Origin of the sequence: Pedobacter nototheniae (assembly GCF_032678625.1) — a bacterium.
Taxonomy (GTDB): Bacteria; Bacteroidota; Bacteroidia; order Sphingobacteriales; family Sphingobacteriaceae; genus Pedobacter; species Pedobacter nototheniae_A.
The window spans coordinates 37,809-53,287 of sequence record NZ_JAVTSO010000002.1; the positions used below are offsets into that span (position 1 = coordinate 37,809).

Annotated in this window: 17 protein-coding genes and 1 tRNA gene; 12 read left to right on the forward strand and 6 right to left on the reverse strand. The window is 36.0% G+C overall.

The features are described from left to right. Positions 1 to 56: 56 nt before the first annotated feature. On the reverse strand, positions 57 to 254 hold the full coding sequence (locus R2Q77_RS05870; protein ID WP_316802787.1) for a hypothetical protein: 198 nt from the start codon (positions 252 to 254) through the stop codon (positions 57 to 59). A gap of 234 nt (positions 255 to 488) precedes the next feature. Here R2Q77_RS05870 and R2Q77_RS05875 point away from each other — a divergent pair. From R2Q77_RS05875 to R2Q77_RS05890, 4 genes are all read left to right on the forward strand, one after another. After that, positions 489 to 560 (forward strand) — tRNA-Arg (locus R2Q77_RS05875). 195 nt (positions 561 to 755) lie between these two features. Continuing rightward, entirely contained in the window at positions 756 to 2,132 is a 1,377-nt protein-coding gene (mgtE, locus tag R2Q77_RS05880) for a magnesium transporter (RefSeq protein ID WP_316802788.1), read from the forward strand. A gap of 194 nt (positions 2,133 to 2,326) precedes the next feature. Next, positions 2,327 to 3,406 (forward strand): class I fructose-bisphosphate aldolase, encoded by a 1,080-nt coding sequence (locus R2Q77_RS05885; protein ID WP_316802789.1) that lies wholly within the window; start codon positions 2,327 to 2,329, stop codon positions 3,404 to 3,406. Positions 3,407 to 3,432: 26 nt separating this feature from the next. After that, the gene (locus R2Q77_RS05890; protein ID WP_316802790.1) at positions 3,433 to 4,050 is read left to right on the forward strand and encodes an HAD hydrolase-like protein; all 618 of its coding nucleotides are present in this window, start codon (positions 3,433 to 3,435) and stop codon (positions 4,048 to 4,050) included. An 86-nt stretch (positions 4,051 to 4,136) separates the two neighbouring features. Here the strand turns inward: R2Q77_RS05890 and ychF are convergent, their stop codons facing one another. After that, on the reverse strand, positions 4,137 to 5,237 hold the full coding sequence (ychF, locus tag R2Q77_RS05895) for a redox-regulated ATPase YchF (protein WP_316802791.1): 1,101 nt from the start codon (positions 5,235 to 5,237) through the stop codon (positions 4,137 to 4,139). Between the two features lie 166 nt (positions 5,238 to 5,403). Here ychF and R2Q77_RS05900 point away from each other — a divergent pair, with 166 nt between their 5' ends. Then, the gene (locus R2Q77_RS05900) at positions 5,404 to 5,865 is read left to right on the forward strand and encodes a DUF5362 family protein (RefSeq protein WP_316802792.1); all 462 of its coding nucleotides are present in this window, start codon (positions 5,404 to 5,406) and stop codon (positions 5,863 to 5,865) included. A gap of 3 nt (positions 5,866 to 5,868) precedes the next feature. Here the strand turns inward: R2Q77_RS05900 and R2Q77_RS05905 are convergent, their stop codons facing one another. From R2Q77_RS05905 to R2Q77_RS05920, 4 genes are all read right to left on the reverse strand, one after another. After that, positions 5,869 to 6,783 carry a serine hydrolase gene (locus R2Q77_RS05905; protein WP_316802793.1) on the reverse strand — a complete coding sequence of 305 codons (915 nt, stop codon included), beginning with the start codon at positions 6,781 to 6,783 and terminating at the stop codon, positions 5,869 to 5,871. A 71-nt stretch (positions 6,784 to 6,854) separates the two neighbouring features. Continuing rightward, positions 6,855 to 7,178 carry a DUF3276 family protein gene (locus tag R2Q77_RS05910; protein WP_131538137.1) on the reverse strand — a complete coding sequence of 108 codons (324 nt, stop codon included), beginning with the start codon at positions 7,176 to 7,178 and terminating at the stop codon, positions 6,855 to 6,857. Between the two features lie 78 nt (positions 7,179 to 7,256). Continuing rightward, a complete protein-coding gene (locus R2Q77_RS05915; protein WP_316802794.1) occupies positions 7,257 to 9,047 on the reverse strand; it encodes an ABC transporter ATP-binding protein in 1,791 nt (596 codons plus the stop codon). Positions 9,048 to 9,191: 144 nt separating this feature from the next. Beyond that, the gene (locus R2Q77_RS05920; RefSeq protein ID WP_316802795.1) at positions 9,192 to 9,392 is read right to left on the reverse strand and encodes a hypothetical protein; all 201 of its coding nucleotides are present in this window, start codon (positions 9,390 to 9,392) and stop codon (positions 9,192 to 9,194) included. A gap of 252 nt (positions 9,393 to 9,644) precedes the next feature. Between R2Q77_RS05920 and R2Q77_RS05925 the strand changes: the two genes are divergently transcribed. The 7 genes from R2Q77_RS05925 (at position 9,645) to R2Q77_RS05955 (ending at position 15,422) form a co-directional block, all read left to right on the forward strand. Next, complete coding sequence (locus R2Q77_RS05925) at positions 9,645 to 10,733, forward strand: Glu/Leu/Phe/Val family dehydrogenase (protein WP_316802796.1); 1,089 nt, start codon at positions 9,645 to 9,647, stop codon at positions 10,731 to 10,733. A gap of 49 nt (positions 10,734 to 10,782) precedes the next feature. After that, positions 10,783 to 11,733 (forward strand): transcription antitermination factor NusB, encoded by a 951-nt coding sequence (gene nusB, locus R2Q77_RS05930; protein WP_316802797.1) that lies wholly within the window; start codon positions 10,783 to 10,785, stop codon positions 11,731 to 11,733. Between the two features lie 92 nt (positions 11,734 to 11,825). Next, a complete protein-coding gene (locus R2Q77_RS05935; protein ID WP_316802798.1) occupies positions 11,826 to 12,287 on the forward strand; it encodes a DUF1573 domain-containing protein in 462 nt (153 codons plus the stop codon). A 41-nt stretch (positions 12,288 to 12,328) separates the two neighbouring features. Further along, entirely contained in the window at positions 12,329 to 12,658 is a 330-nt protein-coding gene (gene yajC, locus R2Q77_RS05940; RefSeq protein ID WP_316802799.1) for a preprotein translocase subunit YajC, read from the forward strand. Positions 12,659 to 12,922: 264 nt separating this feature from the next. After that, positions 12,923 to 13,870 (forward strand): YbbR-like domain-containing protein, encoded by a 948-nt coding sequence (locus tag R2Q77_RS05945; protein WP_316802800.1) that lies wholly within the window; start codon positions 12,923 to 12,925, stop codon positions 13,868 to 13,870. Continuing rightward, positions 13,870 to 14,469, forward strand: a complete 600-nt coding sequence (gene coaE, locus R2Q77_RS05950) for a dephospho-CoA kinase (RefSeq protein ID WP_316802801.1) — start codon at positions 13,870 to 13,872, stop codon at positions 14,467 to 14,469. Before R2Q77_RS05945 ends, coaE begins: the two co-directional genes overlap by 1 nt. Then, positions 14,469 to 15,422 (forward strand): exonuclease, encoded by a 954-nt coding sequence (locus tag R2Q77_RS05955; protein ID WP_316802802.1) that lies wholly within the window; start codon positions 14,469 to 14,471, stop codon positions 15,420 to 15,422. The genes coaE and R2Q77_RS05955 overlap by 1 nt, the downstream gene beginning before the upstream one ends. Positions 15,423 to 15,479 lie beyond the last annotated feature (57 nt).

Genomic DNA, 15,479 nt, shown 5'->3' on the forward strand with positions numbered 1-15,479 from the left:
GTCGGGGCTTTGTTTTAACTGCTATTTTAAGAAAAAGAAATGATTTCTTTTTTTGCTTACTTTTTTCTGGTTTTTTTGGTTTCTGTTTGTTCAGTAACTAAAAGCGTTGCCAGTAAATCAAACTTTCCAGGATTAGCATCGTAATCTGCTGATATCTCCTGCCATTTTTTAAGTTCTGACTGCGCATTTTCCAGTTCGGTATGCAGGGCTTCTATTTTATTGCTTAATAATTTTTGGATGTTACTTTGTGTCATAATACAAATGTAATTACTCTGATATTAATTTTTTATTAAACCTTTTAAGGATTGATAAAGGTATTTGTAGATCAGGGATTTAAAATTTTAACAATGCAAACTTTTAAATTAATTATAGCGGATAAAATTTATTAACCTCCTGATTATAAAGATCAGGTATTTAAAGCTGAAAAAAACGTAATAATTAATACGTTTATAAAGGTTTTTCTTCTATTTTTGCAGGCTAATACAATAGCTCCCGTAGTTCAATGGATAGAATTATGGTTTCCGGTACCATCGATATGAGTTCGAATCTCGTCGGGAGCACAAAAAGCCATTTCAGATTTTTGAAATGGCTTTTTAAATTTCAGTGCTTTCCCATTCCTGTCTTTGCTGAATACTTTACCATTGCGTTAATTTAATGTTTCGTGGCGCTTTATGTTGGTATTTTTAAAAATAAAAACGCACATTTGCAAACCGTTAAATAAAGGTTTAAGCATGTAATCATTTTAGTTTTTTGTTATGGAAGAATTGGTTGTAGATGAGATTAGAGAACTACTTGAAAAAGAGAACGATAAGGGCTTAAAGCAATATCTCGACCAGTTGAACATATCAGATGTTGAACAATTAATCGATGAGCTTCCGCAATATGCTGCTAAATTTATTGAAACCATTTCTTTAAACCGTGCGGTAAATGTTTTTCGTATTCTTGATTTCCCTACGCAGGAAAGAATTATCAAAAAACTTTCAGGCAATAAACTCAATCAAATCATAAAAGATCTTCCACCGGATGATCGTACCGCCTTATTTAGTGAGCTTAAGGGCGATGTGGTTAAAAAAATGATTACGCTTTTGCCTCCCGAAGAACGTAAGGAATCTTTAGCATTGCTGGGTTATAAAGAAGATAGTATTGGTCGTTTAATGACGCCTGATTATATCGCTGTTAAGCCAGAATGGTCTGTTTCCAGGGTTTTATCGCACATCAGGCGTTACGGCAAAAATTCTGAAACCATTGATGTGGTTTACGTAATTGACAAGGAAGGTGTTTTGCTGGATGACATCCGTATTCGTGAAGTTTTATTGGCAGATCCCGAAGCAATTATTGGCGAACTTACCGATAAACGTTTCATTGCTTTAAAGGCAAATGATCCACAGGAAGATGCCATCAATATTTTTAGGATGAACAACCGTGTGGCTTTGCCCGTAGTTGATGAAAATAATATTTTATTAGGTATTGTTACCGTTGATGATATTTTATGGATCGCCAACGAAGAATATACGGAAGATATGCATAAAATTGGGGGTACTGAGGCTTTGGATGAACCTTACCTTGATATTCCGATTTTAAAACTGGTTAAAAAACGCGCAGGCTGGCTGGTGGTTTTGTTTTTAGGCGAAATGCTTACGGCAACAGCCATGCAGCATTTCGAAGTAGAGCTGGAAAAAGCCGTTGTTTTATCGCTGTTTATTCCTTTAATTATGAGTAGCGGCGGCAATAGCGGATCTCAGGCTTCAACATTAATTATACAAGCTATGGCACTGGGCGAGGTTACCATTTCAGGCTGGTGGCGGGTTATGCGTCGCGAGTTGGTGTCAGGAGCTATGCTGGGGGTTATTTTAGGTAGTATTGGCTTTATTCGTATTATTACCTGGCAAAAATTGCATTTATACGATTACGGGCAACACTGGTTTTTAATTGCCACAACTATTTTCTTTACTTTAATTGGAATTGTACTTTGGGGAAGCCTAATTGGTTCAATGATGCCAATTATTATGAAAAAACTTAAACTCGATCCTGCCACATCTTCAGCACCTTTTGTGGCTACAATGGTTGATGTTACCGGAATTGTAATTTATTTTAGCGTTGCTGTACTTATTTTAAAAGGCGTATTGCTTTAAAATTTCTTATTAATGGATGCTAAAAATGAACATGGAGCTAAAAAAGCATCCCGGGGTTTCTGTGCCAAATAATTGAATACAGAGATTTGTTTGATCTTAATTTCGTTACTAAATATTTAATAACGATGACATTCTTTATCCAAATTTATACTTAGCTTGTTATTGAATTTAAACCATATCATAAATTCAATAACATGGACTACAAACAAATCAGTGCCCTGCTGGGTAAAGAAAATGAAACTTTATTAACGCACAGCTGCAATACGGTATCGGCAGACCTTTTACACCTGCCATCACCTGGTTTTGTTGATGAGGTGGTTTCAATATCCAATCGCAATCCGCAGGTTTTAAGAAATTTTCAATCTATATTTAATTCCGGGCGTTTAGCCGGGACTGGCTATTTGTCAATCCTTCCAGTAGATCAAGGTATTGAGCATAGTGCAGGTGCTTCATTTGCTGCTAACCCAATTTATTTCGATCCCGAAAATATTGTAAAACTTGCAATAGAAGGGGGATGTAATGCCGTGGCTACAACCTTTGGCGTTTTAGGTTCTGTATCCAGAAAATACGCACATAAAATTCCCTTTTTGGTTAAGCTTAATCATAATGAGCTGTTAACTTATCCGAATAAATTTAGTCAGATTATGTTTGGCTCTGTACAGGACGCCTGGAATTTAGGTGCAGCAGCGGTTGGGGCAACCATTTATTTTGGCTCTGATGATAGCGACCGGCAGATTATAGAAGTGGCAAAGGCTTTTGAAGAAGCGCATAAATTAGGCTTGGTTACAGTTTTATGGTGTTATTTAAGGAATAATGCCTTTAAAAAAGGGGGTGTTGATTACCACGTTTCGGCTGATTTAACTGCACAGGCAAACCACCTTGGGGTAACCATCCAGGCTGATATTATTAAACAGAAACTTGCCGAAAATAATGGCGGTTATAAAGCATTAAATGTTGATGGAGTTAGTTATGGCAAATTTGATGAACGTATGTACACGCAGTTAAGTTCCGATCATCCGATTGATTTGTGCCGTTACCAGGTTGTAAATTGCTACATGGGTAGGGCAGGGCTAATTAATTCCGGAGGTGCATCATCAGGTAAGGAGGAAGAAGATTTAATGGATGCCGTTCGTACTGCCGTTATTAATAAGCGTGCAGGCGGAACGGGTGTTATTTCAGGTCGCAAAGCCTTCCAAAAAACAATGGCCGATGGGGTGAAATTATTAAATGCCATTCAGGATGTGTATTTAGAGAAACAGATTACAGTAGCCTGATTTTAAAATATAAACAAGGATTTTCAATGAAAAAAAATAAAATAACCACGCTCTTTACAGATATTGGCGGTGTTTTACTAACCAATGGATGGGACAGGCAAGCACGGGCCGAAGCTGCAATCTTATTTAAATTAGATTCGGTAGAAGTAGAGGAACGCCATCACCTTACATTTGATACTTACGAGGTAGGAAAAATTACACTTGATGAATATTTAGAGCGACTTGTGTTTTACGAAGACCGCAGTTTTACGCCGGATGATTTTAAGGAATTTATGTTCAAAAAATCATTGCCGTACAATGATATGATTAAACTCATCTGCGATTTAAAGAAGAAGTACAATTTAAAAGTTGCAGTAATAAGTAACGAAGGGCGTGAGCTTAATCAATACAGGATAAATACATTTAAATTAAATGAATTTATCGATTTCTTTATTTCATCAAGTTTTGTGCATTTCAGAAAGCCTGATGCGGATATCTTCAAAGTAGCCATAGATATTTCGCAAAGCGATGTAAAAACCAGTATTTATATTGACGACAGGATGCTGTTTGTACAAATTGCGGAAGGACTGGGTTTAACCGGGATTTGCCATACCGATTACGAAAGTACCAGGTTAAAGCTGGCTGAGTTTGGATTGGAAGTGTAAATAGCCCTGCAGGCTTTTAAAATTTAGAAGGCGTTTACAAAAAAAAAGCTGCCTTTATGGGCAGCTTTTTGGCTCGTTATTATTAATTATACGTTAAATCTAAAGTGCATAATATCACCATCTTCAACAACGTAAGTTTTTCCTTCAACGCCTAATTTACCCGCATCTTTACAGGCATTTTCAGAGCCTAAGGTTACGAAATCATTGTATTTAATTACTTCAGCACGGATAAATCCTTTTTCGAAATCTGTGTGGATAACTCCGGCAGCTTGTGGCGCTGTAAATCCTTTGGTAATGGTCCATGCCCTAACTTCCTGTACACCTGCAGTAAAGTAAGTATAAAGGTTTAATAGTTTATATGCAGCTCGGATAAGCTTATTTACGCCTGATTCTGTTAAACCTAAATCGGCTAAAAATTCCTGGCGTTCTTCATAACTTTCCAGTTCAGCAATCTCAGATTCAATTTTAGCAGAGATTACTAAAACTTCTGCGCGCTCATCAGCAACATTTGCTTTAACTAAATCAACGTATTTATTGCCGTTTACAACTGAAGCCTCATCAACATTACAAACATACATAACAGGCTTTTGAGTTAATAAACCCAAATCTTCAATAAAATCGAAGTCATCTTGTTCTAAAGTCGCTGTACGGATAGATTTACCACCTTCCAGGTGTTTTTTAACGACTGTTAAAATTTCGTAAGTGCGTTTGGCATCTTTATCACCGCCGGTTTTAGCCATTTTCTCCACCTTTTGAATGCGTTTTTCAACAGTGTCCAAATCTTTAAGCTGCAATTCGGTATCAATAATCTCACGGTCTCTTATCGGATCAACAGAACCATCCACGTGAATTACATTTCCGTCATCAAAACAACGTAAAACGTGGATAATGGCATTTGTAGCACGGATATTTCCTAAAAACTGGTTACCTAAACCTTCACCTTTTGATGCACCTTTAACCAAACCGGCAATATCTACAATTTCAATTGTATTGGGTTGTACCTTATTAGGCTTAACCAGTTCAGCAAGTTTAGTAAGCCTTTCATCAGGTACTGTAATTACGCCAATATTAGGCTCAATAGTACAAAACGGAAAGTTTGCAGCTTGTGCTTTTGCGTTAGATAAACAATTAAAAAGAGTTGATTTACCAACATTAGGTAAACCTACTATACCACATTGTAATGCCATTTATATTTTTGATTTACGATTTACGATTTTTGATTTTCATTAGGTTTCATGCCTTCGGCTTAGCCCTAAAAGTCGGCAAAGATAAGCTTTTAAAACCTTTAATAAAACTTATCCATTTGCATCAAATCTATATTTTATCTAAGTTTAACCCAAAATACATATAAAGATGGAAGAATTAGATCAGCAAGTGCCACAAGAGGTAAAGTTAGTTGTAAGCGAAGAAATGCGCAGCTACATTTACGAATTAACAAAATGGGCAAGGTTTTTATCCATCGTAGGTTTTGTGTTTGCTGCTTTTTTAATTATTGGTTCTTTTGGTATTGGCGCTTTTTTGGCCAGTAACCCAGCCATGTTGGCGCAATTGGGTCCATTGGCAAAAAGTGGAAGCACTTTAATTACCATTGTATATCTTTTAATGGGTTTGTTCTATTTCTACCCAAGCTTGTTATTATTCCGTATAGCCCGTAGAGGACAGCAAGGTGTATTATTCGGTGATCAGGAAAGCCTGAATACAGCCATGTTAAACTTAAAATCTCTTTTTAAGTTTTGGGGCATTATGACTATTGTTATTATTGTAGGTTATTTTGGCCTTATATTTATAGCTGGGGCAAGCATGGCCATGCGCTAAACTTTACTTTAAATATTTTTGCATGCCTTCAGGCTGTTTCCAGTTATATTTTGGTTCGTAATAATTCCATAAGGTTTTACTCAGGTTTCTAATTATAGTCCAGCCTTCATTGCTGTAATTCCAGGAAGTATCTTTTTGGTTTTTTGTGGTTATGCAAAATACGTAGTCACCGTGTGGAGCATTTACAAGAGCAACTTCAGACCGTGCTGCATCTACCGCGCCTGATTTAGAGGCAACCTGTACGGTTGGCGGAATTTGTGATAATGCCTCTGTATCCCAATAAATTCGAATTAAATTTCTGTAAATGCGTTCAGAAGCGGCAGGATTAATCATTTTTCCCGCTCTGATTAAAGTTAGAAGGGTAGCCATTTCTCGTGGTGTAGTTTGTCCCCAGCCATATTTCTGCTGGTTTTCCCTTCGGCCGGGTGTACGCGAATTTACCCGGGTAAATTGCATCCCGTTATTGGCCATTACTTCATTAATGGTGGTGCCGGTTCCGGCCATTAACTGGCTCCACAAGCTGGCTGTATTGTCGCTTGTGGTAATCATTAACATTAAAACCTTACCAAGTTCTATTTTTTCACCATCCTTAAACGATCCCAATATATCTTCACCAGCGTAGAGCAAACTATCGCAATACGTCAATTTAGCATGATAATCCAGCTCACCTTTTTCTATTTTATTGAAAATTCCGCAAGTAATGGGCACTTTAACCATACTTGCTGTCGGAAAAATACTGTCTGCATTTACGCTCGCAACCCGTCCTGTTTTTAAGTTTTTAACATAGATCCCTACATCACCACCAAAACCTTTTACCATTTCATTTAATTTCTGTTGTAGCTTTCGATCGGTTTTTTCCTGTGCAGACAAAGAAAACAGAAGTAAACACAAGAGCGAGGAAGAAATAAATTTTTTCATAAGGATGAATTAAAGGCCATAAAAAAAGCCTTTGTAATAAAACAAAGGCTTTCATCATGTAAATATATTACTTAAAAAGAAAAATCATCTGATGATTTTGTAGAGTGTTCTCCATTTTCAGAGTACTCATAACGTTTTTCAACAACATCCTGGTGAGTTTTAATGTAGTCAACCGTTTCATTAAGACCTTCTGCAAATTTTTCAAAATCTTCTTTGTATAAAAAGATTTTATGTTTTACAAATACACCGTCTTCTAATCTTTTCTTGCTCTCGGTAACTGTTAAATAATAATCACCTGAACGAGTAGCCTTCACGTCGAAAAAATAAGTTCTTTTACCTGCCCTTACTTTCTTTGAAAAAACTTCTTCTCTCTCTTTGTTGTCAAATTCTCCCATGGTTGGTATTGATGTTGGTTTTTGGTTTCGGTAAATATAAAGCAAATATTTAAAGTTCAAAATAGAATTTAACACAAATTAAATGCTGCGGCTTTCCTCCTCCAATAATTGGTTATTATAAAGTTCCGTATAAGTTCCGTTTAAGTTAAGTAATTCGTTGTGTGTGCCTTGCTCTATAATGCTACCATTATCCAATACTAAGATTTTATCTGCATTTTTAATGGTCGATATGCGGTGGGCAATCAGGATGCTGGTTTTTCCAAGCATAATTTTACCCAGGTTATGTAAAATTTCTTCCTCTGTTTTAGTGTCAACAGCAGAAAGACAATCGTCGAATATTAAAATTTTAGGCGATTTAATAAGTGCTCTGGCTATAGATACACGCTGTTTTTGTCCGCCAGATAAGGTAATTCCACGTTCGCCCAGCATGGTTTCAAAGCGTTCTTCAAAATCCATAATGTTTTGGTAAACTGAAGCATTTTTTGCAGCCTGATGCACTTCATCATCCGTAGTGCTATCTAGGCCAAAAGCAATATTATTTTTAATGGTATCAGAGAAAAGGAAAACTTCCTGTGGAACAAAACCAATCTGCCCACGGTAGTTTTTTAGGTTAAGTGCTTTAATATTGTCATCATCAATGTTAATTTCGCCTTGCTCAACATCGTACATTCTCATAATTAAATTGGCTAATGTAGATTTTCCTGAGCCTGTTTTGCCAATGATGGCAACAAATTCGCCACTATTTATTTCGAAGTTTAAATTTTTTAAGGCCTGAATGCCAGTATCGGGATAAGTAAAACTTACATTTTTAAAGCTAATATTTCCTTTAATTTCCTGTTCCGTTTCATTGGTAGATTGTATATCAGAAGGGATTTCTAAAAATTCATTTATTCTTTTTTGCGAAGCAGCAGCCCTTTGAATAAGGGAAGTTACCCAGCCCAACATGGTTACCGGAAAAGTAAGCTGATTAATATATATAATAAATTCGGCAATGTTTCCAGCGGTAATACTGCCGTTCATTACCTGGATACCTCCAATATAAATGGTTAAGATGGTACTTAAACCAATAAGTAAAAGCATAGTAGGGTAAAATAATGCCGATACTTTAACCAAACTCATAGAGTCTTTTTTATACGCATTACTTTGGATTTCGAACATATTCCGGGTATAATCTTCTCTTACATAAGATTTGATAATCCTGATCCCAGAAAAACGTTCCTGAACAAAACTCGAAAGATCTGAAAGTCGCTCCTGTATTTTGCCGCTTTTTTTAAAAATTACCGTATTTACATAATATATAATAATAACCAAAAGCGGTAGGGGAGCAAGGCAATAAATAGCCAGTTTGGTATTCACATCAAACATGGAATAAATAATGAGTACCGATAATACCAGTGTATTGGCTGCATACATAATTGCAGGGCCAACATACATTCTTACCCGGTTAACATCCTCAGTAGCGCGCGCCATCAAGTCGCCGGTATTATTTTTACGATAAAAGCCTAAACTTAATGCCTGGTAGTGGGTGTAAATATCGTTCTTCATATCAAATTCTATGTGCCTCGACATTAGGATAATGGTTTGGCGCATAAAGAATAAGAATAAACCCCTGAGCAAATAAAGAGCAATAACTAATAAACCAAAGTATAAAAGGCTGTTGCTAAAAATATCGTAAATAATTTGCTGGCGGTTAAAGCCGTTAAACAGGTTATAAATCTGAATGTTTTCCGTAATCAAATCAAATGCATAACCAATAACCTGTGCTGGAATTACACCGAAAATATTAGAAATAACAACGAAAATGATTCCCGGAATAATCCACCATTTATATTTATAGAAATATTTATTTAAATGACGAAGATGTTTCATGTAAGGCAAACTTAGATAAAACTGAGCAGGAATATACAAACATCACATAAAAACAGGTAGAAAAATACCTTATCCTAACAAAACTAAGTTTGTAGATTATGAAGGGGCTGGCTTGGTTAGAATCAGCCCCATGGTTTTATTTTTTTAAACGGACTCACACCTGTAGCCGGTTTCTTTTGGCCCGCAAGCATATATAACGCATTGCTGGTTTGCCGGACAACTGGAAGATGGACCCTCAAGGTCATCAAAAAAGAAGCAATATGAAATACAAGATTCACCAACGCCACCAGCTACACTTTTCATTTCATTTCTGGTCATTTTCTGACCTTTGGTTAATTTTAACATAGTATAAAATTTAGGATGATTATTTGCCCGGTCTTAAGAGACATCCGGGGCTATGTCTGTTTTGTTGAAGTTAAATAAAGATATAAAATCCTTTAAAGTTCCAGCCATAATTTTAGAGAAGGGGAGTAAATTTAATTCGCACGAGATCAATGATTTTGTCTAAATCGTAAGTAATTTTGTTATAGTTTAGTTAAAAGCGTGTATTAATGGTTTTTTATTTTAATTTTGCAGCAGGTTAGCTCTACGTAAATTATGCCAGCGAATTCTTCATCAGAAACTTCAATTTTAGACCAGTTAAGTGCCTACGGACATAAGAAACTGGTTTTCTGTAACGATGCGGATACAGGTTTAAAAGCTATTATAGCCATTCACGACACCACATTAGGCCCTGCTTTAGGCGGAACCCGCATGTGGAGTTATGCTACAGAGGGTGAGGCTTTAGAAGATGCTTTACGTTTATCACGTGGTATGACCTATAAATCGGCCATAACCGGATTAAACCTGGGCGGTGGTAAAGGTGTAATTATCGGTGATTCCAGAAAGGATAAAACCGAAACTTTAATGCGCAGCTACGGCAGGTTTATTAAAAACCTGAACGGAGAATTTATTACTGCAGAGGAGATGGGGACCAATACACGCGATATGGAATACATCCGCATGGAAACCAGCTATGTTACCGGTGTACCCGAATCTATTGGTGGCGCCGGAAACCCCGCTCCATTTACGGCTCAGGGTGTTTATTTAGGTATAAAAGCAAGTGTAAAGGAAGTGTTTGGTACTGATATGCTTGCAGGTAGAACAATAGTTGTACAAGGTATTGGTAATGTTGGTGAGCATTTGGTTGCTTTACTGAGAAAGGAAAATGCTGAAGTACTGATTAGCGATATAAATCAGGAACAACTTACGTATGTTGCCCGTAAATATAAAGCTAAACCTATTGAGGCTGATAAAATTTTTGGAATTGATGCTGATGTATATGCGCCTTGCGCAATGGGCGCAACGGTAAATAATAAAACCATTGAAAAAATGAAATTTGCAATTATTGCAGGTTCGGCAAACAATCAATTAAAAGATGAACTTGCTGATGGCGAATTGCTGTTAAATAAGGGTATTTTATTTGCCCCGGATTATTTAATTAATGCTGGCGGATTAATTGCATGTTATTCTGAGTTAACGGGTTTTGGTAAAAAGAGAACCGTGCAACTTACCGAGAATATTTATGATGCAACCAGAAATGTAATTAAATTAAGCAAAGCCGAAAAAATATCAACCATTACAGCTGCAAACCGCATTGCCGAAAAGCGGATTGAAGACATTAAAAAAATTAAATCATCATATTAATTATTATTATAAAAAAAAGGTCTAAAAAACCGTATTCGTTCTTACATTCATGTTAAATAGAAGGCACCTAAGAATCAAAGCTTTGCAAAACATTTTTGCTTGGCACATGACAGAAAAAAAAGACATCAGAGGTTATCTGAAAACCTTGATGCAAAGTATCGACAGTGTATACGAAATGTATATTTGGATGCTTTCCTTATTGGTAGAAGTTACAGAGTTTACAGCTAACGATGCTGCTGAACGCGCCAATAAGCACATTAAAACAGCTGACGATATTAATCCCAATTTAAAATTACTGCACAACAAATTCAGTGTTTTAATGCAGCAAAACCCAGAGTATATTGCTGCAATAAAAAAATATAAAGTAGACTGGGGTTTCGATCCAGAAATTCGTAAAACAGTTTATAATTCATTAAAAGCTTCAAAAGAGTATGCTGAATATTTAGCTGATCCGAACGAAAGCTTAGAATCATCTAAGGACATCATCAAATTTATTTTCAGGAAAATTCTTTTAAAAAATCAGGCTATTATCCAGGTTTTCGAAGAGAAATTTATCAACTGGCAGGTAGATCATGAAGTAATGAAAGGCATGGTGGCTAAAACCCTTAAGAATTTTACTTCAGAAGATCCTTTCAAAAACAAACTGACTGAGATTAGTGCAGATTGGATTGAAGACAGCAAGTTTGTTCAGGATTTATTCTTGTACACATTGCAAAATGACGAGAAATACCAGGAAATGATCGCAGAACGTACTAAAAACTGGGAATCTGAACGTATTGCTTTAATGGATACGATTTTAATGAAAATGGCGATTTGCGAATTGCTTAATTTTACTTCAATTCCTGTAAAAGTAACGATAAACGAATACCTTGAATTATCAAAAGATTACAGTACACCGAAAAGTAATTCATTTATAAACGGTATTTTGGACAAAATTTTAGGCGATCTTAAGAAAAACAATACCATTAAAAAGATTGGCCGCGGTTTAATTGAAGAATAAAAAACATTAATGTAATGAGGTTATTATAAGCATATCGTTCAACAGGATAAGCTCATATTACTTCACAACCGATAAAAAACAATTATATACTGATGAAAAAAATATTTATCCTGGCTATAGCTGCATTATCATTTGGAGCTTGTCGCAATGCAAATACGAAGACTCAGGCAGAGGCAACAGGTGTATCGGTAGGTAACGATACTTCTAAATCAGCTTCAAAAATTGCGCCTGCTGATGCTCCTGTAATTTCTTTTGAACGCGAGATTTACGATTTTGAGAAAATCCAGCAGGGCGAAAAAGTTCAGCATGATTTCAAATTTACAAACACAGGTAAAAGTCCTTTAATTATTTCAAATGCAACGGCAACATGTGGTTGTACCATTCCTGAACCACCAAAAGAACCAATATTACCAGGTAAAGAAGGTGTTATTAAAGTAATTTTTAATAGCGAAGGTAAAATGGGGATGCAGGATAAAGTAATTACGGTAAGTTCTAATGCTAACCCGGGTACCAGTACCGTACATTTGGTAGGCGAGGTTTTAGCGAAGAAATAAGGCCTTAAAATAAAATTTAAAACAACACAAATAAATAAGAAATGACATCAACAGTAATTTTACAGGCAGCAGGTGGCAGCAGTATGCTAAGTACCATTGTGCCAATGGTATTAATCATGGTAGTTTTCTACTTCTTCATGATCCGTCCACAAGTTAAAAAAGCTAAAGACCATAAAAAATTGGTTGAAGAATTGAAAAAAGGTGATAAAATTGTAACTACTGCCGGTATTCACGGTCGTATTGCCGATATGAACGATACTACATTTTTAATTGAAGTAGAGGGTGGTGTTAAAATCCGTTTTGATAAAACCTCGGTATCTTTAGATGCAACCAAAGCTGTAGCTCCAAAAGATTTGGCACCTAAAGCTTAATTTAAATATTCTTTAAAAAAAGGTCATCTGAAATTCAGGTGACCTTTTTTGTTATAATTAGCTTACATTCAGGTTGATATTACAGGAAATCTTTTGCCGGAATCCCGTGCTGTTTGCCTGAAAGCCATTTCTGAAATTTTTTAATCTTTGGTGATCTCTTCCTCAAATAAGGCAGTTCAACCTATCTTTTAAAATTTTACTACATTTGGCTAAATTGTTGTGTGGTTATGTGCAAAATGCTCGATAATCCATTTTCATTAGCGTATGCCCTTTATTAAATTAACCCAAATTGAAAAAAGACGTGTTTTTAGCTTACTGGCTTGCCTGGTATTAGCTGTTGCCGCCTGGCTTTTTTTGGCATTAAACAATAAGTATGTGTATACGGCTAAAACCGTACTGATCTATAAAAACTTTCCTCAAAAACGTGCCTTTCATCCATTGCAGTCTGATACAGTTGATTTACAGGTTGAAGGTACAGGCTGGCAGCTTTTATTTGCCCGTTTACGCATTAACCCGCAATCTATTGCTGTAAGTTTAAATCAACTGAATTCAAAAGAGTTTATTGTATTTTCTGATCAGTTATACAATATTAATAAACAGTTAGAAAGCTCGCAAAAGGTTATTTCCGTGAAACCGGATACACTGTATTTCGATTTTACCAAAAGAACGGTAAAAAGGGTAGCCATTAAACTGATTCAGAAAGTTGATTTTACCAAGCAATACGGAATCTCAAGTGATATACAACTAAACCCAAAATATGTAACTGTAACTGGCCCGATTGAAGAATTGGATAAAATTACAGAATGGTCTACCGATACCTTGAAATTGGTTAAGCTACAAAACAATGCAACGGTGAGGGTTGCCATGCAGCATAGCACCCATAAAAATGTAAGCATTTTTCCATCTACAGTAGAGGTTAAGTTGCCCGTTGATGAATTTACAGAGAAAACAATAGAAGTTCCCTTAAAGATTATTAATAACCGCAATTACAATAGTATAAAGCTTTACCCTAAGAAAATAAAAGTAACGTTCATGGTTGCTTTAAGTAATTATGAGCAGGTTGACGAAAGTTTTATTCAGGCCAGCGTAGATGCAGATGAATGGCTGAATTTGCACCACAACCAGTTTACAGTTAAGATTACGGAATTTCCCGATTATTGTAGATTAATTAAGGTATTTCCATCTAAAATAGATTTTGTAGTTGAAAAATAATGTATAAAGTAGGTATAACTGGCGGAATAGGCAGCGGTAAAACAACCGTGTGCAAAGTTTTTGAAGTATTGGGTATTCCTGTTTTTTATGCAGATACAATTGCAAAAGAAATTATGGTTAAAGATATTGTGCTGATTGACGGGATTAAAAATACCTTTGGTCAGGATAGTTATTTTGACGATGGCAGATTAAACAATAAGCATATTGCAGCCATTGTGTTTAATAACGAAAGTGAACTAAGCAAGTTAAATGCATTGGTTCATCCGGCAGTTTTCAGGGCTTTTGATGAATGGGAAAAACAGATTGATCAAAAGGTGCCTTATACTTTAAAAGAGGCGGCTTTATTGTTTGAAAGTGGTTCTTATAAAATGTGTGACACGACCATATTAGTAACCGCACCATTGGAAGTAAAGTTAAACAGGGTAATGCAGCGCGATCATGTTTCTGCAGAACAGGTAAAAGCCAGGATGGATAAACAATTTAACGACGAACAAAAAAAGAAAATGAGCAATCATTTTATTATAAATGATGATGCACATGGAATTATTGAACAGGTTTTGGCATTGCATGAGATATTTTTAGAGGCAGGGAAAAAATAATGATACTGGAAGATTTTATTACAATTACCCCTATGGGATTGTATTGTGTGTATGGAGATTTTTATTTGGATCCTCAGCAACCCGTTAAAGAAGCTGTTATTTCTCATGCGCATGGCGATCATGCGGTGGGCGGCAATCAAAATGTTTATTGTACAGAAGGTACAATGGCGTTTATGAAACATCGTTACCGTAAGTTTGCTGGTGGCGATTTTCATGTTAAAGTTTATCATCAGTCTTTTAAATTAAATAACGTAACCATCACCTTTTATTCTGCAGGGCATATATTAGGTTCTGCACAGGTTATGATGGAATATAAGGGCATTAAATACTTATATACCGGCGATTATAAGATTGAACCTGACGTAACTTGTGAAGCCTTTGAGTTTGTACAGGCCGACGTGTTGATTACAGAAAGTACTTTCGCCGATCCGGAAACGAAACACCCTGAAGCGGCCGACGAAATCAGGAAATTAAATGCTACAACAGCCAATATTATGCTTGGTGCCTATGCCTTGGGGAAAAGTCAACGCATCATTCAGCTTATTAATCAATATTGCCCCGGAAAAAATATATTGGTTCACCACAGCATTATGCCTTTCGTTAAAATTTACGAAGAATATGGTGTGAATTTAGGGAAGTACCAGGTTTACGATCGTAAAGTAATGAAGCAAAATACCGAACATCAGGTTTATATTGTGCCACCCATGGTTTTTCACAGTTATTTTAAAGCGGTAAATGTAGTCAGGGCTTTTGCTTCAGGCTGGAAGAATCTTCAACAGCAAAATGGAATTTCTCTTTACATATCAGACCATGCTGATTGGGCTGCGATATTAGAAACCATAGAAAAAGTAAAGCCTAAAGAAGTATGGACCCTGCATGGAGATGGTAATCAATTAAAAAAGCACTTTGCCGGTCAATTGGAAGTTAAAATACTAAATGGTAAAAATGATTAATGATAATAACGGAAATCATTTTATATGCAAAAAATAATATAAAAATCAATCATTTCA